At 57.3% G+C, this 19,473-nt stretch carries 22 protein-coding genes and 1 riboswitch; of the genes, 7 read left to right on the forward strand and 15 right to left on the reverse strand.

Annotated features, from left to right (window positions below):
- Positions 1-10: 10 nt before the first annotated feature.
- From napA to ACRZ9U_RS14835, 9 genes are all read right to left on the reverse strand, one after another.
- Positions 11-2,503 (reverse strand): nitrate reductase catalytic subunit NapA, encoded by a 2,493-nt coding sequence (gene napA / locus ACRZ9U_RS14795; protein ID WP_170408120.1) that lies wholly within the window; start codon positions 2,501-2,503, stop codon positions 11-13.
- A 17-nt stretch (positions 2,504-2,520) separates the two neighbouring features.
- On the reverse strand, positions 2,521-2,793 hold the full coding sequence (locus ACRZ9U_RS14800) for a chaperone NapD (RefSeq protein ID WP_170408122.1): 273 nt from the start codon (positions 2,791-2,793) through the stop codon (positions 2,521-2,523).
- Complete coding sequence (gene napF, locus ACRZ9U_RS14805) at positions 2,790-3,299, reverse strand: ferredoxin-type protein NapF (RefSeq protein WP_170408124.1); 510 nt, start codon at positions 3,297-3,299, stop codon at positions 2,790-2,792. The genes ACRZ9U_RS14800 and napF overlap by 4 nt, the downstream gene beginning before the upstream one ends.
- Positions 3,300-3,439: 140 nt before the next feature.
- Positions 3,440-5,368, reverse strand: coding sequence for a 1-deoxy-D-xylulose-5-phosphate synthase (gene dxs / locus ACRZ9U_RS14810; RefSeq protein ID WP_170408126.1), 1,929 nt, complete (start codon positions 5,366-5,368; stop codon positions 3,440-3,442).
- A gap of 14 nt (positions 5,369-5,382) precedes the next feature.
- Positions 5,383-6,249 (reverse strand): polyprenyl synthetase family protein, encoded by an 867-nt coding sequence (locus tag ACRZ9U_RS14815; RefSeq protein WP_170408128.1) that lies wholly within the window; start codon positions 6,247-6,249, stop codon positions 5,383-5,385.
- On the reverse strand, positions 6,250-6,492 hold the full coding sequence (locus ACRZ9U_RS14820) for an exodeoxyribonuclease VII small subunit (RefSeq protein WP_010443127.1): 243 nt from the start codon (positions 6,490-6,492) through the stop codon (positions 6,250-6,252).
- Positions 6,489-7,415: a histone deacetylase family protein gene (locus tag ACRZ9U_RS14825; protein ID WP_170408130.1), complete on the reverse strand. Its 927-nt coding sequence runs from the start codon at positions 7,413-7,415 to the stop codon at positions 6,489-6,491. The genes ACRZ9U_RS14820 and ACRZ9U_RS14825 overlap by 4 nt, the downstream gene beginning before the upstream one ends.
- Before the next feature lie 69 nt (positions 7,416-7,484).
- Positions 7,485-8,186: a response regulator gene (locus ACRZ9U_RS14830; RefSeq protein ID WP_170398206.1), complete on the reverse strand. Its 702-nt coding sequence runs from the start codon at positions 8,184-8,186 to the stop codon at positions 7,485-7,487.
- Positions 8,183-8,695: a MarR family winged helix-turn-helix transcriptional regulator gene (locus ACRZ9U_RS14835; protein ID WP_170398209.1), complete on the reverse strand. Its 513-nt coding sequence runs from the start codon at positions 8,693-8,695 to the stop codon at positions 8,183-8,185. The genes ACRZ9U_RS14830 and ACRZ9U_RS14835 overlap by 4 nt, the downstream gene beginning before the upstream one ends.
- 158 nt (positions 8,696-8,853) lie before the next feature.
- On the opposite strand from ACRZ9U_RS14835, the gene ACRZ9U_RS14840 reads away from it, so the two are divergent.
- The 4 genes from ACRZ9U_RS14840 (at position 8,854) to ACRZ9U_RS14855 (ending at position 11,742) form a co-directional block, all read left to right on the forward strand.
- Entirely contained in the window at positions 8,854-9,720 is an 867-nt protein-coding gene (locus tag ACRZ9U_RS14840) for a branched-chain amino acid aminotransferase (RefSeq protein ID WP_170398212.1), read from the forward strand.
- A gap of 116 nt (positions 9,721-9,836) precedes the next feature.
- On the forward strand, positions 9,837-10,787 hold the full coding sequence (locus tag ACRZ9U_RS14845) for an AraC family transcriptional regulator (RefSeq protein ID WP_170408132.1): 951 nt from the start codon (positions 9,837-9,839) through the stop codon (positions 10,785-10,787).
- Positions 10,788-10,898: 111 nt separating this feature from the next.
- Positions 10,899-11,264 (forward strand): SPW repeat domain-containing protein, encoded by a 366-nt coding sequence (locus ACRZ9U_RS14850; protein ID WP_170408134.1) that lies wholly within the window; start codon positions 10,899-10,901, stop codon positions 11,262-11,264.
- 268 nt (positions 11,265-11,532) lie between these two features.
- Positions 11,533-11,742 carry a hypothetical protein gene (locus tag ACRZ9U_RS14855; protein ID WP_170408136.1) on the forward strand — a complete coding sequence of 70 codons (210 nt, stop codon included), beginning with the start codon at positions 11,533-11,535 and terminating at the stop codon, positions 11,740-11,742.
- Here ACRZ9U_RS14855 and cobO read toward each other — a convergent pair.
- From cobO to ACRZ9U_RS14880, 5 genes are all read right to left on the reverse strand, one after another.
- A complete protein-coding gene (gene cobO / locus ACRZ9U_RS14860; RefSeq protein WP_170398223.1) occupies positions 11,739-12,338 on the reverse strand; it encodes a cob(I)yrinic acid a,c-diamide adenosyltransferase in 600 nt (199 codons plus the stop codon). The two genes, ACRZ9U_RS14855 and cobO, sit on opposite strands and share 4 nt — an antisense overlap.
- A 58-nt stretch (positions 12,339-12,396) precedes the next feature.
- Positions 12,397-13,332 carry a DMT family transporter gene (locus ACRZ9U_RS14865; RefSeq protein ID WP_170398226.1) on the reverse strand — a complete coding sequence of 312 codons (936 nt, stop codon included), beginning with the start codon at positions 13,330-13,332 and terminating at the stop codon, positions 12,397-12,399.
- A 54-nt stretch (positions 13,333-13,386) separates the two neighbouring features.
- Complete coding sequence (locus ACRZ9U_RS14870) at positions 13,387-14,049, reverse strand: HD domain-containing protein (RefSeq protein WP_170408138.1); 663 nt, start codon at positions 14,047-14,049, stop codon at positions 13,387-13,389.
- On the reverse strand, positions 14,033-15,133 hold the full coding sequence (gene aroC, locus ACRZ9U_RS14875) for a chorismate synthase (protein WP_170408140.1): 1,101 nt from the start codon (positions 15,131-15,133) through the stop codon (positions 14,033-14,035). Before aroC ends, ACRZ9U_RS14870 begins: the two co-directional genes overlap by 17 nt.
- Before the next feature lie 111 nt (positions 15,134-15,244).
- Positions 15,245-15,685 (reverse strand): 6,7-dimethyl-8-ribityllumazine synthase, encoded by a 441-nt coding sequence (locus tag ACRZ9U_RS14880; protein ID WP_170408142.1) that lies wholly within the window; start codon positions 15,683-15,685, stop codon positions 15,245-15,247.
- A gap of 72 nt (positions 15,686-15,757) precedes the next feature.
- Positions 15,758-15,904, reverse strand: a riboswitch (FMN riboswitch).
- Positions 15,905-15,959: 55 nt separating this feature from the next.
- On the opposite strand from ACRZ9U_RS14880, the gene ACRZ9U_RS14885 reads away from it, so the two are divergent.
- Positions 15,960-16,574 carry an FMN-binding negative transcriptional regulator gene (locus ACRZ9U_RS14885; RefSeq protein WP_480902188.1) on the forward strand — a complete coding sequence of 205 codons (615 nt, stop codon included), beginning with the start codon at positions 15,960-15,962 and terminating at the stop codon, positions 16,572-16,574.
- 22 nt (positions 16,575-16,596) lie between these two features.
- Here the strand turns inward: ACRZ9U_RS14885 and ACRZ9U_RS14890 are convergent, their stop codons facing one another.
- Positions 16,597-17,043, reverse strand: a complete 447-nt coding sequence (locus tag ACRZ9U_RS14890; RefSeq protein ID WP_170408146.1) for a cytochrome c family protein — start codon at positions 17,041-17,043, stop codon at positions 16,597-16,599.
- A gap of 485 nt (positions 17,044-17,528) precedes the next feature.
- Between ACRZ9U_RS14890 and petA the strand changes: the two genes are divergently transcribed.
- Positions 17,529-18,113 carry a ubiquinol-cytochrome c reductase iron-sulfur subunit gene (gene petA / locus ACRZ9U_RS14895; protein WP_170398293.1) on the forward strand — a complete coding sequence of 195 codons (585 nt, stop codon included), beginning with the start codon at positions 17,529-17,531 and terminating at the stop codon, positions 18,111-18,113.
- Between the two features lie 14 nt (positions 18,114-18,127).
- Entirely contained in the window at positions 18,128-19,459 is a 1,332-nt protein-coding gene (petB, locus tag ACRZ9U_RS14900; RefSeq protein ID WP_170408148.1) for a cytochrome b, read from the forward strand.
- Positions 19,460-19,473 lie beyond the last annotated feature (14 nt).

The following is a 19,473-nucleotide window of genomic DNA, read 5'->3' on the forward strand; positions in this document are numbered from 1 at the left end:
TGCCAGCCTTTTACGCGCGCTCGACCTTACAGGCGCATTTCTTGAAGTCGGTCTCTTTCGACAGCGGGCAGGTTGCGTCTAGCGTCAGCTTGTTGGTTAGCTGGCCTTCGTCGAACCACGGCATGAACACCAGACCACGCGGTACTTTGTTCCGGCCTCGGGTTTCGACACGGCTGTTGACCTCGCCGCGGCGGGTAGACAGAACGATCTCCTGTCCGCGCCGCAGACCACGCTCGCGCGCATCATCCGGGTGCATGTAGACAACGGCGGCGGGATAGGAGCGGTGCAATTCGGGCACGCGGCGGGTCATCGAACCTGAATGCCAATGTTCCAGCACACGCCCGGTGCAGAGCCACAGGTTGAATTCCTCATCCGGTACCTCGGGGGCGGGTTCGTATGGCGCGAAGATGATCTTGGCCTTGCCGTCCTTATGGCCATAGAATTTCACGTCTTCGCCTTCAGGCACATACGGATCATAGCCTTCTCGGAAGCGGTACAGTGTTTCCTTGCCATCCACGACTGGCCAGCGCAGGCCACGCGCCTGGTGGTAGGTTTCGAATGGGGCCAGATCGTGCGCGTGGCCGCGCCCAAACTCGGCATATTCCTCGAACAGGCCCTTTTGCACGTAGTAGCCAAAGTGCTCGGACTCGTCGTTGTCGAATCCTTCTGCGGTCTCTGACAGCGGGAACTTGTCGATCGTGCCATTGGCGAACAGCACGTCATACATGGTCTTACCACGATGTTCTGGCATGGTGGCCAGCAGTTCCTCACCCCAAACCTCTTCAACGGTGAAGCGTTTGGAGAACTCCATCAACTGCCACAGATCGGATTTCGCTTCGCCCGGAGCTTTGACCTGTTGCCGCCAGAATTGGGTGCGACGCTCGGCGTTGCCATAGGCGCCTTCCTTCTCGACCCACATGGCGGTAGGCAGGATCAGGTCAGCCGACAGGGCTGTTACAGTAGGATAGGGATCGGAGACGGCAATGAAGTTCTCCGGGTTGCGATAGCCGGGATAGCCTTCTTCGTTGATATTGGGCGCGGCCTGCATGTTGTTGGTGCACTGCACCCAATAGGCATTCAGATCGCCGTCCTTCAGCTTGCGGTGCTGCAAAACGGCGTGGAATCCGGGTTTGGGTGGGATGGTGCCCGCAGGAATTTTCCACGCGGTCTCGCAAATCTCGCGGTGTTTGTCGTTTGCCACAACCATATCAGCCGGCAGACGGTGAGCGAAGGTTCCGACCTCACGTGCCGTACCACAGGCCGAAGGTTGACCGGTCAGCGAGAAGGGCGAGTTTCCGGGTTCGGAAATCTTACCCACCAGCAGGTGCACATTGTACATCAGCGAGTTCACCCACGATCCGCGAGTGTGCTGGTTGAAGCCCATGGTCCACAGACTCATCACTTTGCGGTTGGGGTCGGCATATTGCTGGGCCAGACGCTCAAGCTGAGCGGCAGGAACACCGGAGAGTTCCGATGTGTATTCCAGCGTGTATTCCGATACCGCTTCTGCATATTCTTCGAAGCTGATCGGCTCCATCTTGCCAGAGTTTGGATTCTCTGCCTCTTCCTGCAGCGGGTTGTTATCGCGCAGTCCATAGCCAATATCGGTGGCGGTCTTGGTGATGTTGACGTGTTTGTTGACGAACTCTTCGTTCACCGCGCCGTTCTGGATAATGTAGTTGGCGATATAGTTCAGGATCGCCAGATCGGTCTGCGGCGCAAAGACCATTCCATTGTCTGCCAACTCGAACGAGCGGTGTTCATAGGTCGACAGTACATGCACTTCGGATCCCGGTTTGGTCAGACGTGTGTCGGTCAGGCGTGACCACAGAATCGGGTGCATCTCGGCCATGTTCGAGCCCCAGAGCACGAATGTGTCTGCGTGCTCGAAATCGTCATAGCAGCCCATTGGTTCATCAATGCCGAAGGTGCGCATGAAGCCGACAACCGCCGAGGCCATACAGTGGCGCGCGTTGGGGTCGATGTTGTTGGATCGGAAACCGGCTTTCATCATCTTGGCAGCAGCGTAGCCCTCCCAAACGGTCCACTGGCCCGAACCGAACATGCCGACACTGGTCGGGCCTTTCTTGGCAAGGGCCTCTTTCCACTTGGCAGCCATGACGTCGAAGGCTTCGTCCCAGCTGACGGGTTCGAACTCACCGTTCTTGTCATATTCGCCGTTGGTTTTGCGCAGCATCGGCGTGGTCAGGCGGTCTTTGCCGTACATGATCTTGGACAGGAAATAGCCCTTGATACAGTTCAGACCGCGGTTCACCGGCGCATCCGGGTCGCCTTGCGTGGCGACCACGCGCCCGTCTTTGGTGCCAACCAGAACCGAGCATCCGGTGCCGCAGAACCGGCAGGCGGCTTTGTCCCAACGGATATCAGGGTTGCCGACCTGAGCGCTGGCTTGTCCGGTCGCAAGGGGAAGTCCTGCGGCTGATGCTGTCGCAGCGGCGGCGGTTGATTTCAAAAAGGTCCGGCGGGATTCAGAGATGGTCATGACATGGGTCTCCGGCTTTAGATCTGGCGAGAAGCGTTAAGGTGCGGACGGGTCTCCGCGAGGTCTTCGAAATGGTGGTAGGTCAGGGTCAGAGAGATCACACCCGGGATCTGGTGCAGATCCATGATCGTCTCGGACGCCATTTTTTCCGGCGTATCCTCGACCACAACAACAATGCGGCCATCCTCGGATGCTGCGTGAACTTCTGCCCCGTTTGTACCTGCAATCGCGGCCCGTGCACTCTGCGTGGTTTCGGGGGTTACATGGACGAGGCATCCACAGATATTCATAAGGCTACCTCCTGAGTGGGCGGGGTGTGGCGTTCAAAGCTGACAGAACCGGCAGGACAGGCGCTGGCACAAGCGCCACAGCCGGTACAAATATCGGTGTCGAGTTGAGGTTCAGCACGACCACCGGTTTGCAGCCGAAAGCGGATCGCGTTGTGGTCGCAGACATCCTGACAAACCCGACAGCTGACACCATTCATCGACAGGCAAGAGGCCGACACCGCAGCGCGCCAAGGCCAATCAGCCACGTGTTCAGGATTCAGCGCCCCGGTCGGGCAAGCATTGGCGCAATCACCGCAAAATGTGCATGGGCCTGCGTCCAATTGCACAACAGGCCAGCCTTGCGCGTCGAAACGGATGATATCTTCAGGGCAGGCCTCGCGGCATTCGTCGCATTGAGTGCAAAGCTCAAGAAACTCGGTCACCGCACCCGGTGGGTGGATGGCTGATGTATCCTCGCGCAGCACTTTCCCTTTCAGGAATGCGCGTCGGCTGGCTAGCTTGTTCATTCGCTCGCGACCTTTGAGTGATCGACAGGGGTTGGCCTGCCTGACTCGGGTGTTAGCGTAGCACAGCGTGTAAGGAATTGACCTAGATCATTTTTGAACTGCTTATTTTTTCAGCATCCAGGGGCGGCAACACCCGAATATCAGGCGCGTTTCTCACCGATTGTAGCAACGCCAAGAACCGAAAGCACCTTTGCCTCGATCTGTTCTGCGTTCATTCCTGCGACGGCGTACATATCCGCCGGGCTCGCCTGATCGATGAAGATATCCGGCAGCACCATCGAGCGATACTTCAACCCTTCGTCAAACACGCCCTCATCCGCAAGCAATTGCGCAACATGGCTGCCAAAGCCGCCGATGGCCCCTTCCTCGATGGTGATCAGTGCCTCGTGATTGGCAGCCAGATCAAGGATCAGGTCCCGATCCAGCGGTTTGGCAAAGCGTGCATCGGCGATGGTGGGCTTGATCCCGCGCGCCGACAGCGCCTCTGCTGCTTTCTGCACTTCGGCCAGCCGCGTACCGAAAGACAGCAGCGCCACCCGGGCACCTTTCTGGATCAATCGGCCCTTGCCGATCTCCAATATTTCTCCGCGCTCGGGCAGATCAACGCCCGCTCCTTCGCCGCGAGGATACCGGAAAGCGATCGGGCCATCGTCATGTGCCACCGCAGTGGCGACCATGTGCATCAATTCGGCCTCATCTGCAGCCGCCATGACAACCATACCCGGAAGGTTGGCCATGTAAGCAATATCAAACGACCCCGCATGGGTCGCACCGTCTGCCCCAACCAGACCCGCTCGGTCGATGGCAAATCGCACCGGCAGGCGTTGGATCGCCACATCATGCACAACCTGATCATAGCCACGCTGCAGGAAGGTTGAATACATCGCACAGAAAGGCTTCATTCCCCCGGCGGCCAACGCAGCCGAGAAGGTCACGCCATGCTGTTCGGCAATCGCTACGTCGAAACAGCGCGACGGATAGCGCTCGGCAAACAGGTTCAGCCCGGTCCCGTCCGGCATCGCGGCTGTAACCGCGACGATCTTGTCATCCCGCGCTGCTTCATCGACCAGTGTCGTGCCAAAGACCGAGGTATAGGAAGGCGCGTTCGAAGGCGCCTTTTTCTGCTCGCCCGTCACCACATCGAACTTGGCGGTCGCGTGACCCTTGTCGCGGGCCTGTTCGGCGGGGGCATACCCCTTGCCTTTCTTGGTCAGCACATGGATCAGGATCGGTCCGCTTGCCTTCGCCTTGACCGCACGCAGAACCGGCAGCAACTGGTCCAGATCATGCCCGTCGATGGGGCCGAGATAGGAAAAGCCGAGCTCTTCAAATAGCGTCCCGCCCATGGCCATGCCCTTCAGCATATCCTTGGCGCGCTTTGCCCCTTCGCGGAAGGGTTCCGGCAGCAACGACACCGCACCTTTGGCAGCAGCTTTCAGATCGTGAAACGGTTCTTCGGCATAGATGCGCGATAGATAGTTCGATAGGGCACCCACCGGCGGTGCAATGCTCATCTCATTGTCATTGAGAATTACGATCAAGCGTTTCTTCAGGTGGCCTGCGTTGTTCATCGCCTCAAAGGCCATGCCGGCGGACATAGAGCCATCGCCGATCACAGCGATCGCATCGCCCAGCCCTTCAGGCGTAACGCCGCCCAGATCACGCGCGACAGCAAAGCCTAGCGCGGCACTGATCGAAGTACTGGAATGTGCAGCGCCGAATGGATCATAGGCGCTTTCACTGCGCTTGGTGAATCCGCTTAGGCCGTCTTTTGTGCGCAGGGTGCGAATTCGGTCCCGGCGTTCTGTCAGAATCTTGTGCGGATAACACTGGTGACCTACGTCCCAGATGATCTTGTCTCGTGGCGTGTCGAATACCGCGTGCAGCGCCGTGGTCAGCTCGACGACACCCAGACCCGCGCCCAGATGCCCTCCGGTCACCGAAACTGCTGAAATCGTCTCGGCCCGCAACTCATGTGCGACCTGATGCAACTGCGCATCTGAAAACTGCTTCAGATCCGCTGGGCGGCTCACAAGGTCCAACAAGGGCGTATTCGGGCGGTCAGACATTTGGCGTTCCTGGCTTAGCTGTCCCGGGCAATAACGAAGCGGGCAGCCTGCTTCAAGGTTTCTGCAGCGGGGCCATGTTCGTCCAGCGCAGCACAAGCCTGATCCACAAGCTCAATTGCACGGGATCTGGCGGCGTCCAGACCAAGTAGCGAGACAAAGGTCGCTTTGCCCGCCTCGGCGTCTTTCTGCAGCCGCTTTCCGGCCTTTTCGGCATCTCCTTCGACATCCAAAATGTCATCCGCGATCTGAAAGGCAAGCCCAAGCGCCTGGGCATATTGGCGCAAGGGGGTGGGATCGGCCTGCGCCAATCGCGCACCCGCGCAGGCGGACCATTCGATCAACGCACCGGTCTTGCCCGCTTGCAGATGTGTAATCTCATCCAGTGTCAGCGGCTCCGCCGCCGTCTCAGCGGCGATATCCAGCGCCTGACCCAGAACCATACCCTGTGCGCCGCTCGCTTTTGCCAGCGTTAGAGCCAGTTCAGCGCGTATTTCAGCGTTTCCAACCTCTGGTCGAGCGCAAAGCTCAAACGCAAGTGTCTGCAGCGCATCCCCGGCCAGAACGGCGGTGCCCTCATCCCATTTCACGTGCACCGTCGAGCGTCCACGCCTCAGGTCGTCATCATCCATGCAAGGCAGGTCGTCATGGACCAGAGAGTATGCATGCAGCGCTTCAATACCTGTCGCTGGCCAGATTGCCCGAGCTGTATCGACGCCAAGCAACCGCGCGCTTTCCAATACCAGAAACCCTCGCAGACGCTTGCCGCCCTCGGTGGCATAGGCCATGGCCCGTGTCACATCCAGATCATCCAGCGCGCTCAGAACCAGATCGAAATGGCTCTGAATCAGCGCGGCATCCTGTGCCAGCTTTTCACGAAACATTTACTGACCTTCGACAGGCGTCGTCCCGGTTGGCTGGCCATCTGCGTCCAGAGTGATCGCGGCCACTTTTTCCTCAGCACGCTTCAACTCATCCTCGCAGCGCTTCTTCAATGCGGCGCCACGTTCGTACAGCGCAATCGATTGATCCAGCGCCACATCACCACGTTCCAACTGGCCAACCACGGCCTCAAGCTCTTTCATCGCTTGTTCGAACGTCATCTGTTCAACTGGGGTATCGGTCATCGTGCTGCCTTTATCAGTTCTTCCACATGGGCGCGTGTCGCCTCGGCCAGTGCGTTCAGATCATACCCGCCTTCCAGAGTCGAGACGATACGGCCATCACACACCTCATCAGCAATCTTGCACAGCTCCGCCGTGATCCAGGCGAAATCGCCGGTGGACCAGTTGAGATTGGCCAACGGATCATCCTGATGCGCGTCGAACCCGGCAGAGATAATGATCAGTTCTGGTTTGAATTCCCGCAGTCGTGGAAAAGCTTGCGTTTCATAAACGGCCCGCATCTCCGCTCCGCCTGTGCCTGGGGCTAAAGGAATATTCAAAACCGTCTCATAGGCCCCGGTCTCATCCGGGCGGCCCGAGCCGGGCCACAAGGGCATCTGCTGGCTGGTGATCACCAAGGCGCGTTTCTCGTCCCACAGCAGGTCTTGCGTGCCATTGCCGTGATGCACGTCGAAGTCGACAACCGCTACCCGGCTCAGCCCATGATGATCAAGTGCGTGCTTTGCAGCCAACGCGGCATTGCCAAACAGACAGAATCCCATGGCCGTTTCGGTCTCGGCATGATGTCCCGGTGGACGAATGGCGCAAAACGCGTTCGGTGCTTCACCGCCCAGAACCAAATCAACGGCCCGCACCGCCGCACCCGCCGCACGATAGGCCGCATCGACCGAGCCTGGCGACATGAACGTGTCTCCGTCAATCTGTTTGAACCCATCCAAGGGTCTATGGCCAAGAATATCGCTAATGTGACTCTGCGGGTGCACCCTCAACAGATCGTCATCAGCTGCTAAAGGAGCCGTCACGCGCTGCAGATCAAGATCTTCCAGTGCATGTAGGATATGCTCCAGCCGGGCTACGCGTTCCGGGTGACCCTGCGGAGTTACGTGATCAAGACAGTCTGCATGGGTCAACAAAGCGGTTTTCATCAGGATTCCATCTTCATCTGGCCAGTAATTTCTGTGCCAGAGGTAAATAAACGCCGCACAGCGGTTAAATCAATCCGGCGCCAGCATGTAGCCTGCACCGCGCACGGTCTGAAGATAGCGCGGCTGCTTCGGATCTTGCTCAAGCTTCCGGCGCAATCGTGTGATCTGTACATCCACTGCGCGCTCCTGCGCCTGACCCTTGTCACGACCCAAATCCTCGACAAGTTTGGCGCGGCTGATCGGCTCACCCGGCTGGGCCGAGAATATCTTCATCAGCTGGCTCTCTGTCGCGGTCAGGCGGACGGGATCTTCGCCCTGCCACATCTCACCGCGTTCGATATCATAGCGAATTGGACCAAGATGCAGAATCTTCGCCGCCGTATCCTGCGCAGGCGTTTCCGGCATCCGACGCAGAATGGCATTGATTCTCAGCAGCAACTCTTTGGGTTCGAATGGTTTCGCCAGATAGTCATCGGCGCCTGCCTCCAGCCCGGCAATCCGATGCTCGGTTTCGCCCTTGGCCGTCAACAGCAGGATCGGGGTGGAATGGGTGTCGCGCAGAGATCGGGTCAGGCTCACACCGTCCTCACCGGGCATCATCACATCCAGCACGATCAGATCGAAATCCAGTCCCGACAAAACCCGCCGCGCATGGGCTGCATCCCGCGCTGAGGTCACCAGAAACCCGCTGCGCATCAGGAATTTCTTGAGCAAATCGCGAATGCGCTCGTCATCGTCGACGATCAGAAGATGGGCGTCCATTTCGCTCATGAAGTCGTATCCCGCAGTTTCGTATATGCACGACGCATATCAGCATCCATCATCGCTTCAAGCACTTTGCGAAACCCGGCCACCGCTTCGGGGCCCGCATCTTTGTAGGCCGCACGCATCCGGGCGCGCTGGGCGTCAGATAGTTTGGCCTCGAGTGCCTTTCCTTTATCCGTCAGAAATAGGTGGCGTTCGCGTTTGTCCACTGTTCCGACCCGGCTTTCGACCAACCCATCTTCAATCAGGCTGCGCAAGACGCGATTCAGCGATTGCTTCGTGACACCCAATATGGCCAGTAAATTGTTGACGGTTGTACCCGGCGCACGGTTGATGAAGTGGATGGCCCGATGATGAGCACGGCCATAGGCCAATTCAGTCAGGATACGGTCCGGATCAGCGGTAAAGCCGCGATAGGCAAAAAACATGGCCTCGATGCCCTGCCTCAGTTGTTCATCTGTCAGAAACAACAGGCTTTCTCCGCCAAAGACCGGGGCGGGACGGATGTCGGTCATGTTGGGCCTCATTCGCAATATAACCTGACTTTATGTCAGCCTTATTGACATTCCAAGAGCGCACAGGTATCGAATCGCAGTTTTTGCGCAACATTGTGTCCGATACGGACCTAAACGGCGCAACATTCGGAAATATCGACCGGTTCAGGAGGTTTCGCATGGCTGGATATGACGATCGCGACGGTGTCATCTGGATGGATGGCGAATTGGTGCCCTGGCGTGAGGCCAATGTGCACATCCTGTCCCACGCGATGCATTATGCGTCTTCGGTGTTCGAGGGTGAGCGCGCTTACAACGGCAAGATCTTCAAAAGCCGCGAACATTCCGAACGCCTGATCGCGTCGGCAGAGGCGCTGGATATGCCGATGCCATACTCGGTCGATGAGATCGAGGCCGCCAAGGAAGAAGCGCTCAAAGCCAGTGGTCTTCAAGATGCGTATGTACGTGCGCTGGTCTGGCGCGGTTCGGGCGAGGATATGGGTGTGGCGTCCGCCAAGAACCCGGTTCGGATGGCCATCGCTGTTTGGCCTTGGGGTGCCTATTACGGTGACGCTAAGATGCAAGGCGCCAAGTTGGACATCGCCGAGTGGAAACGACCAAGCCCGGAAACCATTCCAGTCCATGCCAAGGCAGCAGGTCTTTACATGATCTGCACCATTTCCAAACACAAAGCTGAGGCCAAAGGCTGCTCGGACGCTTTGTTCATGGATTATAATGGCAACGTCGCCGAGGCGACGGGGGCAAATGTCTTCTTCGTTAAGGATGGCGAAGTGCACACCCCGCTGGCCGATTGCTTCCTCAACGGCATCACTCGTCAGACGGTGATCCAGATGCTGAAAGACAAGGGCATCACTGTTCATGAACGTCGGATCCGTCCCGAGGAGATGGCCGATTTCGAGCAATGCTGGCTGACTGGCACTGCAGCCGAGGTTACACCTGTCGGGCAGATCGGCGATTATACCTTCGAGGTTGGCGATCTGACCCGCGAAATCGCCGAAGATTATGAGAAATTGGTCCGCGCGTAAGTTAACACCGTATTGAACCCCCGCTCAGGCGGGGGTTTTGATTGCAGATCATGCAAATATGCATGCAGATTGTTCGAAGGTATGGACGCTGCCGGGCCAAGCCGTATCGTTGGCTCATGTTAGATCTTCTCAGCGATATCCTTACACGCCTTTCTCTGCGTGGCACATTTTATTTCCGCACATCCTTTACTCCGCCGTTTGGGATACAGGTGCCGGGCTTCGAGAACGTGGCCCGGTTTCACTTTGTGCAACGCGGTGAATTGAAGGTGCACCTGCCAACAACCGGCGAGACCTTGCGGTTGCGGCAGGGTGATCTGATTCTCATTCCCCACGGTGCGCCGCATGCGCTGCTGTGTAATGAAGTCAAACCCTATGATGCCTTGCCCCTTGAGCGGGTGTTAGAGCTGTCAGGCTACAAAGGCGATGGTGTCCTGGTCTATGGCGGTGAGGAAGACGAGCGCGATACGCAACTGATTTGCGGACATTTCTCATTCACCGGGCCAGCCGGGCGAAACGGAACCGGTCATATGCTGATCGACCGGTTGCCACCTTTTATACTGATCGAGAATTACGGTGAAGAAGCGGGTGCCTGGATCGAGGCGACATTGCGTATGATCGGATCTGAAGTGTCCGGTGCTCGTATCGGCGGTGACCTGATCGCGCTGAAACTGTCCGAAGTGCTGTTTGCGCAAGCGATCCGGGCATACCTTGAACATCAAAGTCCTCATGATGCCGCACTTGCCGGATTTGCCGATCCGCGCATCTCGCGGGCGCTGACAGCATTTCACCAGTCTCCGGCGCAGGAGTGGAGCGTTGCGATGCTCGCGCGAGAAGCAGCAATGTCACGCACTGCATTTGCGCAGCTTTTCTCACAAAAGATGGGGACTACCCCGATGCAGTACCTGACGGACTGGCGGATGCAGATCGCGTGCCATGGGTTGACCGAAAATCGCTGGAACGTTGCGGATGCTGCAGCAGAAGTGGGATACGCGTCCGAGGCTGCGTTTTCACGCGTGTTCAAGAAGCAGGTCGGACTGTCGCCCGCCGCGTACCGTGCGATGCACTAATCGTACTGATCAATTGAACGATCTGCAATAAATGCAAAACGAACTGGGATGTTGCGTTCAATCGCGCGCCCCTAATCTTTGATCATCACTGATTGAAGAAAGGAAGTTCACATGTCCCTGCGTTTTGTCACCCGCTCTGTCCATGCCTATCTTGACTACCCGGTTGCGATTGCGCTGATGGTTTTGCCTTTTGTACTGGGGTTGGGCCAGTCCAACCCGCTGGCACTCTGGCTGTCCGTTGTGACCGGCATTGCCGCATTCGTACTGACCGTTCTGACAGACCATCACCTTGGGATTTGGCGGGTTCTGCCATACAAGTTTCACTTGGCTGTTGATCTGCTTGTCGGCGTCACGTTCCTTTTGGCACCCAGCCTGTTTGGGTTTTCTGGGCTTGATGCGTTGTTCTACTGGGTGAACGGGGCCGCAGTCGTTGTGGTGATCTCGCTCAGCGCGCCCGAACAGAGCGCTATTGCTTGAAGTGAGTCAGAACCGTAGCGATCAGCTGGGCCATGCGGGCATCCGGATGGCCCTTTTTTGTTTTAGACACTAATAAGGCCAAATTTGCCCAATAGGTCGCCCCTTTTGCATCAGATTTTCAGGCTTGAATTTTCCGACAAAAACCATCAGATATAACGCAACGCCAGATGACACCATCAAGCAACTGGTTCCGGGGCGATCTGTGGGCTCAGCAAAAGCAGATGTGAAAGCCCGCCATCGCCCCGGGAACGACCAAAGGAGCCCGCGATTGCGTGATCGATTTGAAGAACTGATGGCCGACCCCTGCTGTGCATCGTGTGATTGCGACGCGCTAACCTCAGAAGTCGCGGCCTATCTCGATCACAAGACCTGCAACGCCGAGCGCTGCCGGGCGCTCGAAGAACGCTCAGCCGCAAAGATGTACGCAGTCAGGCGCGATTCGATGCGCGCGCTGAATGAGGGTGGTGCGCGGGCCTAGAAATCCACACCACGTTGGGCTTTGATGCCGGCTTGGAACGGGTGTTTTTCTTCGGTCATCTCGGTTACCAGATCCGCATAGTCCCTTAGGGCTTGCGGGGCATCCCGGCCAGTCAGGAACACGCTGGTTTTGTCTGATCGGGTCTGAAGCCCCTCAATAACAGTGTCTACTGAAAGGTATTCGTAGCGCAGGGCGATATTGATCTCGTCGAGGACAACCAGATCGTAGTCGCCGCTTTTCATCAGATCACAGGCCTTGTTGAAGGCCGAAGTCGCAGCCGCGATGTCGCGCTCGCGGTCCTGCGTATCCCAGGTAAACCCTTCGCCCATCGTGTGCCAGGTGACCAGATCGCGTTCCTCAAAGAACCTGCGCTCACCCGTTTTCCATTTGCCCTTGATGAACTGAACCACAGCCACTTTCTGGCCCCAGCCCAATGCCCGGATCACCACGCCAAACGCAGCCGAGGATTTTCCCTTGCCCTTACCTGTATTGATCAGCACCAGTCCCCGGCCGGGATCGACCGCTTCCGAGACTTTCTTGCGGTGCTTGGCTTGCACCTCTTGCATCTTTTCTTTGTGGTTCTGTGCGTCGCTCATCGGGAAACCTCATAGGTGTATCGCGACCCAAACTAGGGAAAGATTGCGAAAGGTAAAGTCAGGCTTTGGGATCCGTTGCTGATCGCGCTTTGGTCCGATCAAGGCCAAGTTGTCGTTCACGCAGGATCACCACGACGTTGCCTGCAATCACCAACGCCGCGCCGCCCAGCATCACCAGGGTTGGCAACTCATCGAACCAGAAATAACCAATGACAATGGCGAACAGCATTGTGGTGTAGTCATAAGGTGCCAGCATTGACGCTTGTCCAAACTTGTAGGACGAGGTCACCAGAATCTGCGCCACTCCGCCGATCAGGCCGATTGTCACCAGCAATGCGGCTTGCTCCCATGTCGGGATAACCCAGCCCCAAAACACTGTGAGACCCGAAAGCAAGGTCGCTGTGAGAGAGAAATAGAACACGATTGCGGCGGGATGATCCACCTGTACCAGTTGTCGAATATGTATCTGCACAAAGGCACGGGCAACGGTTGCAGCCAGCACGCAAAGCGCACCTATTGTTGCGGCGGTTTCGGCAGTGCCTGAACCCAGCCGGGGCCAGATCATGATCAGAACGCCGACGAGGCCAAGCGCGACGGCCCCGATACGAATCATTCGTATCCGCTCGCCCAACATGATTGCAGCCAGAATCAGCGTGAAGATCGGGGTTGCATATCCGATGGCGGTTACCTCGGGCAGCGGCAACAGGCTAAGACCAGTAAAGGTCAGTCCCATGGCCGAGGTTCCCAGAACCCCGCGCCAGAAATGGCCCATCGGCTTCTTGACGACAAAGCCGTGCACCAGCTCTCCTCGCCAGACCAGCCAGGCGATGATAACCGGAATCGCGAAAAGCGAGCGGAAAAACACCATCTCTCCCGGCGGGAAATCATCTGACAAAGCCTTGACCAATGCAGACATCGTCGTGAACAGCACGAGCGCACTAAGCTTAAGCGCCACGGCCAATGCCGGACGATGCGATGTTAAGGATTTCGCCATGGTCGCGAACCTGCGCCTTTGAGGCGGAAAGATCAACTGGCCAAAGTTGACGTATCAGAGATTGGACCAGTCTAGTGGAAGCTGAGCTCCGATTTCCTCTGACAGGTCCTTTAGAAACCTCATCATCCGCGCGGCTCGGTCCTGCGCGATGGCCCTGCCTTTTTCGGTCAGCATTTCATTGGGTAAGCGCAGCAGTTTTATTTGCCAGTGATCGATTGAAAAAATCAGGTCATTCGGCAAACGGTTTTCGGCAAACGGATCTGACGGGTCATAAAGGGTGCGTCCCAGGGCGCCCGATACTGAAAAGTTGCGGGCGATACCGATAGCACCCAACGCATCCAGACGATCGGCATCCCGTAATATTCGCGCTTCGAGTGTTTCGGGCGGGATGTTAGCCGAAAAGCTATGGGCGGCAATCGCGTGCTGTACGGCCCCAATTTCAGTGGTGGAATAGCCGAATTCTTCAAGAATAGGCTCTGATTCAGTGGCGGATCGCATCGAGGCCAGATGCCGATCCGGGTCATCTTTTGACAGGTTGATCAGATCATGCAGATAACACGCCGCCAGCAAGACACGCGGGTTGGCTTCATCATCCGCAATCGCCTGCGCATTAACCCAAACCCGATCCAGGTGCGCCAGATCATGCGCCGGATCCGTCTGCATCCGTTGCCTGACGACCGCGCGCAGCGAAGCGCGCAGATCAGCCAATCTGTCCACGGTTCTCGCCGATTTGACCACGGTGCAGGAGCAGGTGATCAAGGATCACGCAAGCCATCATTGCCTCACCTACCGGAACGGCACGGATGCCGACGCAGGGGTCGTGGCGGCCTTTGGTAATGATCTCGGTCTCTTCGCCGGATTTGGTGATGGTCTTGCGGGCGGTCAGAATGGACGAGGTCGGCTTGACCGCAAAGCGCACCACAACATCCTGGCCGGTCGAAATGCCGCCCAGAATACCGCCTGCGTGGTTCGAGCTGTATTGAGGGCCGTCCTGTCCCATGAATATCTCGTCGGCGTTGGCCTCGCCAGTCAGTTCGGCGGCGTCCATGCCTTCACCGATTTCAACCCCTTTAACGGCGTTTATCGACATCATGGCTGCAGCCAGATCAGTGTCTAACTTGGCATAAACCGGCGCGCCGAGCCCCGCCGGAACGCCGCGCGCGACCACTTCGACCACTGCGCCGACCGAGTTGCCGGATTTGCGCAGGTCGTCCAGATAAGCGGCCCAATCTTCGGCTGCTTTGGCGTCGGGCGTCCAGAATGGATTCTGTTCGATCTGCGACCAGTCGAAATTGGCACGGTCGATCTTGTGCGGACCGATCTGGGTCATATAACCGGTGATTTGAACATTCGGAGCGATCTGTTTGATAGCCTCACGCGCGAGTCCTCCGGCCGCCACACGTGATGCCGTTTCCCTCGCCGAACTGCGCCCGCCGCCGCGATAGTCACGGATCCCGTACTTCTGCCAATATGTGATGTCGGCGTGTCCCGGACGAAACTTGTCCATGATGTCGCCGTAGTCTTTCGAGCGCTGATCGGTGTTCTCGATCATCAACTGCACCGGTGTGCCCGTGGTCTGGCCTTCGAACACACCGGACAGGATTTTAACCTGATCGGGTTCGCGCCGCTGTGTGGTGAATTTGTTCTGACCTGGTTTGCGCTTGTCCAGCCAATGCTGAATCATGCCCTCATCGATTGTGACACCCGGAGGGCAGCCATCGATGGTCGCCCCCAAGGCGGGCCCGTGGCTTTCACCCCAGGTGGTAACGCGGAAGAGGTGGCCAAAACTGTTCATCGACATGGGGCATGCTCCTTTGAGCGACGTGATTAGCGGGGAGTGCCTTGGTCCTCAAGCGGATTTGCATTTGCAGAGAAGCAAGCGCCGCCCTGTGGGCGGCGCGATTGGAATAAATCAGGCGGCTTGAGCCACCATGGCGCGGGTTGCGTTGATCTTGAGCGCTGCATGAGCTGCCTCGCGCCCTTTTTCGATGAAATGCGCGCGATAGATGGCGTTGTGGTGATCCGTTTCCTGATACTGATGCGGTGTCAGCGAGACCGACAGGACCGGAACACCTGAATCGAGCCCGGCCCGCATCAAGCCATCGACAACCGCTTGTGCGACGAAGTCATGCCGGTAGATGCCGCCATCCACTACAAAGGCAGCGCAGGCTACGGCGGCGTAGCGCCCCGTTTGCGCCAGGTCACGGGCCAGCAGGGGCATCTCGAAAGCGCCCGGAACGTCGAAGACATCAACCTGATCGGCTGAAATCAGTTCGAGAAACCCATCCAGCGCGCGATCCACGATATCTGAATGCCAGTTGGCTTTGACAAAAGCATAGCGGGTGTGTGTCATCATGATCTCCTTTCGTAACAGACACGTCACCCAAGGCGATCACGAGCAGGCACACCGCATTACCGGCGTGCTGCACGTTCTCTTTCATCCGGACTGTAACCGTCGGCTCTGGCTTCTCACCAGATCTGCTGACACCCCGGAGACCGGGGCCGCTCGCGGGCTTACGGGTCATGCCCGCATACCGCCGGTGGGGAATTTCGCCCCGCCCTGAGAACGAGTGGGACCTTGCCAAGGAGATATCGCTTCTGCAAGAGAAATTGGCAGGAGGACGAATATGCATCCCAATCCCACCTTTCGCGCCGAGACGCGCGAGCGTCACATCGAGTTTGCGCGTGACCGCGCCTTTGGTGTTCTGGCGGTGTCGACATCGGATGCACCGTTGTTAGGCCACGTTCCCTTTCTTCTGAACGAGGATGCTTCATTGGCTGACCTGCATCTGGTCCGGTCAAATCCGATTGTTAGGGTGCTGAAAAAGCCGCAACCTGCGAAGATCGCTGTGTTAGGGCCGGATGGGTATATCTCGCCTGACTGGTACGAAGTCGATGATCAGGTGCCGACCTGGAACTATGTAGCGGTGCATCTGACTGGAGTGCTTGAGATGCGGCCAGCGGACGACCTGCGAAATCTGCTCGACCGGCAGGCGGCAGACTTTGAAAATCGCCTGCTGCCAAAGCCGCCATGGTTGGCGTCTAAGATGACACCAGACGCGCTGGATAGAATGATGCGCATGATCGTTCCCTGCCGACTCATGATCTCGGATATCGACGGCACTTGGAAGCTGAATCAGAACAAACCCGATGAGGCGCGACATCGCGCGGCTGATCACGTGCACTCAGCAGGACTTGGCAGCGAGGTGGCGCGCTTGGCCTCGTTGATGCGCAAGGCCTGAGGCACGCGTTCTCGCCTTCCATTCATTGAGCGCTGAATGTGGCGAGATAAGCAGCGATGTCATCTGCGCCTTTTTTCAGCTTGACGCTCATGTTCGGGCGGGCGGTGTCATCATCCAGATATTCCTTGATGAACCCAATCGGATCCCGAGAATAGGCGGCGATGTTTTCTTCAGTCCACACAAGCCCTTCTTGCCCGGCGCGGATCATGTCGTCGGTGAACATCCCGATGGGCAAACGTTTACTTCCATAAAGATAATCGTTCTCAGTTCCGGCGGTGCGGCCAACTACGCCAAAGAGATTCGGCCCGGTGATGCCGCCTTTGACCAGAACCTCGCCATTTTTGATGATCGCATGGCACGAAGAGCATCTGTTATAGAGCTGTTCGCCTTTCGCCGGATCGCCGGCTGCGATCGCCTGTACTGAAGTCAGAAACGAAACAAAAACTACGGTTGCTGCTATCTTGAGCATTGAACATCTCCGGCTGGGAATATTGCGCCTATGGCCTTTCACGCATTCCCGTTTAGAGTGCAATCGAATTCTGGTAGATAATCACGTGTTTGAAATATCTATTTTATATTAATAATTTAAGAGGAATCGTATCGCGCTAAAATAGAAGGAATACAGTGTTCCTAAGGTAGAGATGCACGTGAAATCGGCGGCGTTCGCATAGGGTGAGGAGATTTCAATTTGGGGATCTACCAGCGCGGGTCGATGCCGAATCACGTCCCGCCTGCCTGGCGCCAATTCGCCGCTCTGAGGGTTAAAATCTGCATTTGAGATTGAAATTTTGCCCTTTCACCGTGACATGAATGCTTAGATGCGGCGTATTGCGCGTTTAAGAGCGCTGGACGAACTCTATTCTCCCCGATAGATACCCCGTTTAAGACGCCGCACTTGTGCGGTGCGCGAGCTTTATGCCCGTTCGCGGGCGCCAGATAATCGGAGATAACCTCGTGTCCCAAGCTGAAGACCACGAAGGCACCCGCAGAGATTTCCTCTACTACGTCGCTGGCGGCGCAGGTGTCGTTGCCACCGGGGCTGCCGTTTGGCCCCTGGTAAATCAAATGAACCCATCGGCAGACGTCCAGGCGCTGTCCTCGATCCGTGTGGATGTAAGCGGGGTAGAGCCGGGTACGCAGCTGACCGCAAAGTGGTTGGGTAAGCCTGTTTTCATCCGTCACCGCACAGGTGCCGAGATTCAGGAAGCTCAGGAGCAGGACGCTGAAGGTGTCGACGCGCTGCCTGACCCGCTGGCTCGCAACTTCAATTTGAACGCCGACGCACCAGCGACCGACGCCAATCGCGTCATGCCTTCGCCCGAAGGCGAAGGAGAAGGGGCGTGGATCGTTCAGATGGGTGTTTGTACACACCTGGGTTGTGTGCCGCTTGGCGATGCTGGCGACTTTGGCGGTTGGTTCTGCCCCTGCCACGGCTCGCACTACGATCTTGCCGGTCGTATCCGCAAAGGCCCCGCGCCTGAAAACCTGCCCATTCCGCCCGTTGAATGGGTAGACGCCACCACCATCAAGCTCGGCTAAGGGAGACCTAACTTATGTCCGGAATTCCCCACGATCATTACGAGCCGAAGACAAATGGCGAGAAGTGGCTGAACAGCCGTCTGCCCATCGTCGGCCTGCTTTATGACACCCTGATGATCCCAACCCCCAAGAACCTGAACTGGTGGTGGATCTGGGGCATCGTCCTGGCATTCTGCCTGGCGTTGCAGATCGTCACCGGTATCGTTCTGGTGATGCACTACACCCCGCATGTTGATCTGGCCTTTGCTAGCATCGAACACATCATGCGCAACGTGAACGGCGGCTATATGCTGCGCTATCTGCACATGAACGGCGCATCGCTGTTCTTTGTAGCAGTCTACATCCACATCTTCCGCGGCCTGTTCTACGGCTCGTACAAAGCCCCGCGTGAGATTACGTGGATCATCGGGATGCTCATTTACCTGATGATGATGGGCACTGCGTTCATGGGCTACGTTCTGCCCTGGGGTCAGATGTCCTTCTGGGGTGCGACCGTGATCACCGGCCTGTTTGGCGCGATCCCGTTTGTGGGCGAGGCGATCCAGACCTGGCTGCTGGGCGGACCTGCGGTGGATAATGCCACGCTGAACCGCTTCTTCTCGCTGCACTATCTGCTGCCGTTTGTGATAGCGGCACTGGTGATCGTGCATATCTGGGCCTTCCACACCACTGGCAACAACAACCCCACAGGTGTTGAAGTGCGCCGTGGCTCGAAAGCCGAGGCCGAGAAAGACACGCTGCCGTTCTGGCCCTATTTCGTGATCAAGGACCTGTTCGCGCTGGCGGTCATTCTGGTCGTGTTCTGGGCCATCGTGGGCTACATGCCGAACTACTTGGGTCACCCGGATAACTACATCGAAGCCAACCCGCTGGTTACTCCTGCGCACATCGTCCCTGAATGGTACTTCCTGCCATTCTATGCGATCCTGCGTGCGTTCACTGGCGAAGTCTGGGTCGTTCAGTTCGCCAGCTTCATCACCGGCGGCATCATCGACGCCAAGTTCTTTGGTGTGATTGCGATGTTTGGTGCGATCCTGGCCATGGCCCTAGCCCCTTGGCTGGACACCTCGACCGTGCGTTCGGGCAAGTATCGTCCGATGTTCAAATGGTGGTTCTACCTTTTGATCATCGACTTCTTTGCTTTGATGTGGCTGGGTGCGATGCCCGCGGAAGAGCCCTATGCGACCTTCTCGCTGATCGCTTCGGCTTACTGGTTCGCCTATTTCTTCGTGATCCTACCGATTCTGGGTGTCATCGAAAAACCCGAGGCGCAGCCGGAAACCATCGAAGAAGACTTCAACGCGCATTATGGCAAGGCAAACGCCGACGCCACGCCGGCCGAGTAAGAAGAGGGACCGGA

It is taken from the genome of Ruegeria sp. D7 (genome assembly GCF_056534355.1).

Excerpts from the sequence above, each read along its gene's own strand:
- cobO (WP_170398223.1), bottom strand. The coding sequence starts at position 12,338 with ATGAGCGACGCACAGAACCACAAAGAAAAGATGCAAGAGGTGCAAGCC.
- ACRZ9U_RS14835 (WP_170398209.1), bottom strand. The coding sequence starts at position 8,695 with ATGACCGACATCCGTCCCGCCCCGGTCTTTGGCGGAGAAAGCCTGTTG.
- ACRZ9U_RS14830 (WP_170398206.1), bottom strand. The coding sequence starts at position 8,186 with ATGAGCGAAATGGACGCCCATCTTCTGATCGTCGACGATGACGAGCGC.
- aroC (WP_170408140.1), bottom strand. The coding sequence starts at position 15,133 with ATGTCGATGAACAGTTTTGGCCACCTCTTCCGCGTTACCACCTGGGGT.
- ACRZ9U_RS14825 (WP_170408130.1), bottom strand. The coding sequence starts at position 7,415 with ATGAAAACCGCTTTGTTGACCCATGCAGACTGTCTTGATCACGTAACT.
- petB (WP_170408148.1), top strand. The coding sequence starts at position 18,128 with ATGTCCGGAATTCCCCACGATCATTACGAGCCGAAGACAAATGGCGAG.
- dxs (WP_170408126.1), bottom strand. The coding sequence starts at position 5,368 with ATGTCTGACCGCCCGAATACGCCCTTGTTGGACCTTGTGAGCCGCCCA.
- ACRZ9U_RS14815 (WP_170408128.1), bottom strand. The coding sequence starts at position 6,249 with ATGTTTCGTGAAAAGCTGGCACAGGATGCCGCGCTGATTCAGAGCCAT.
- napF (WP_170408124.1), bottom strand. The coding sequence starts at position 3,299 with ATGAACAAGCTAGCCAGCCGACGCGCATTCCTGAAAGGGAAAGTGCTG.
- ACRZ9U_RS14845 (WP_170408132.1), top strand. The coding sequence starts at position 9,837 with ATGTTAGATCTTCTCAGCGATATCCTTACACGCCTTTCTCTGCGTGGC.
- ACRZ9U_RS14800 (WP_170408122.1), bottom strand. The coding sequence starts at position 2,793 with ATGAATATCTGTGGATGCCTCGTCCATGTAACCCCCGAAACCACGCAG.
- ACRZ9U_RS14890 (WP_170408146.1), bottom strand. The coding sequence starts at position 17,043 with ATGCTCAAGATAGCAGCAACCGTAGTTTTTGTTTCGTTTCTGACTTCA.
- ACRZ9U_RS14865 (WP_170398226.1), bottom strand. The coding sequence starts at position 13,332 with ATGGCGAAATCCTTAACATCGCATCGTCCGGCATTGGCCGTGGCGCTT.
- ACRZ9U_RS14850 (WP_170408134.1), top strand. The coding sequence starts at position 10,899 with ATGTCCCTGCGTTTTGTCACCCGCTCTGTCCATGCCTATCTTGACTAC.
- ACRZ9U_RS14840 (WP_170398212.1), top strand. The coding sequence starts at position 8,854 with ATGGCTGGATATGACGATCGCGACGGTGTCATCTGGATGGATGGCGAA.
- ACRZ9U_RS14885 (WP_480902188.1), top strand. The coding sequence starts at position 15,960 with ATGCATCCCAATCCCACCTTTCGCGCCGAGACGCGCGAGCGTCACATC.
- napA (WP_170408120.1), bottom strand. The coding sequence starts at position 2,503 with ATGACCATCTCTGAATCCCGCCGGACCTTTTTGAAATCAACCGCCGCC.
- ACRZ9U_RS14820 (WP_010443127.1), bottom strand. The coding sequence starts at position 6,492 with ATGACCGATACCCCAGTTGAACAGATGACGTTCGAACAAGCGATGAAA.
- ACRZ9U_RS14880 (WP_170408142.1), bottom strand. The coding sequence starts at position 15,685 with ATGACACACACCCGCTATGCTTTTGTCAAAGCCAACTGGCATTCAGAT.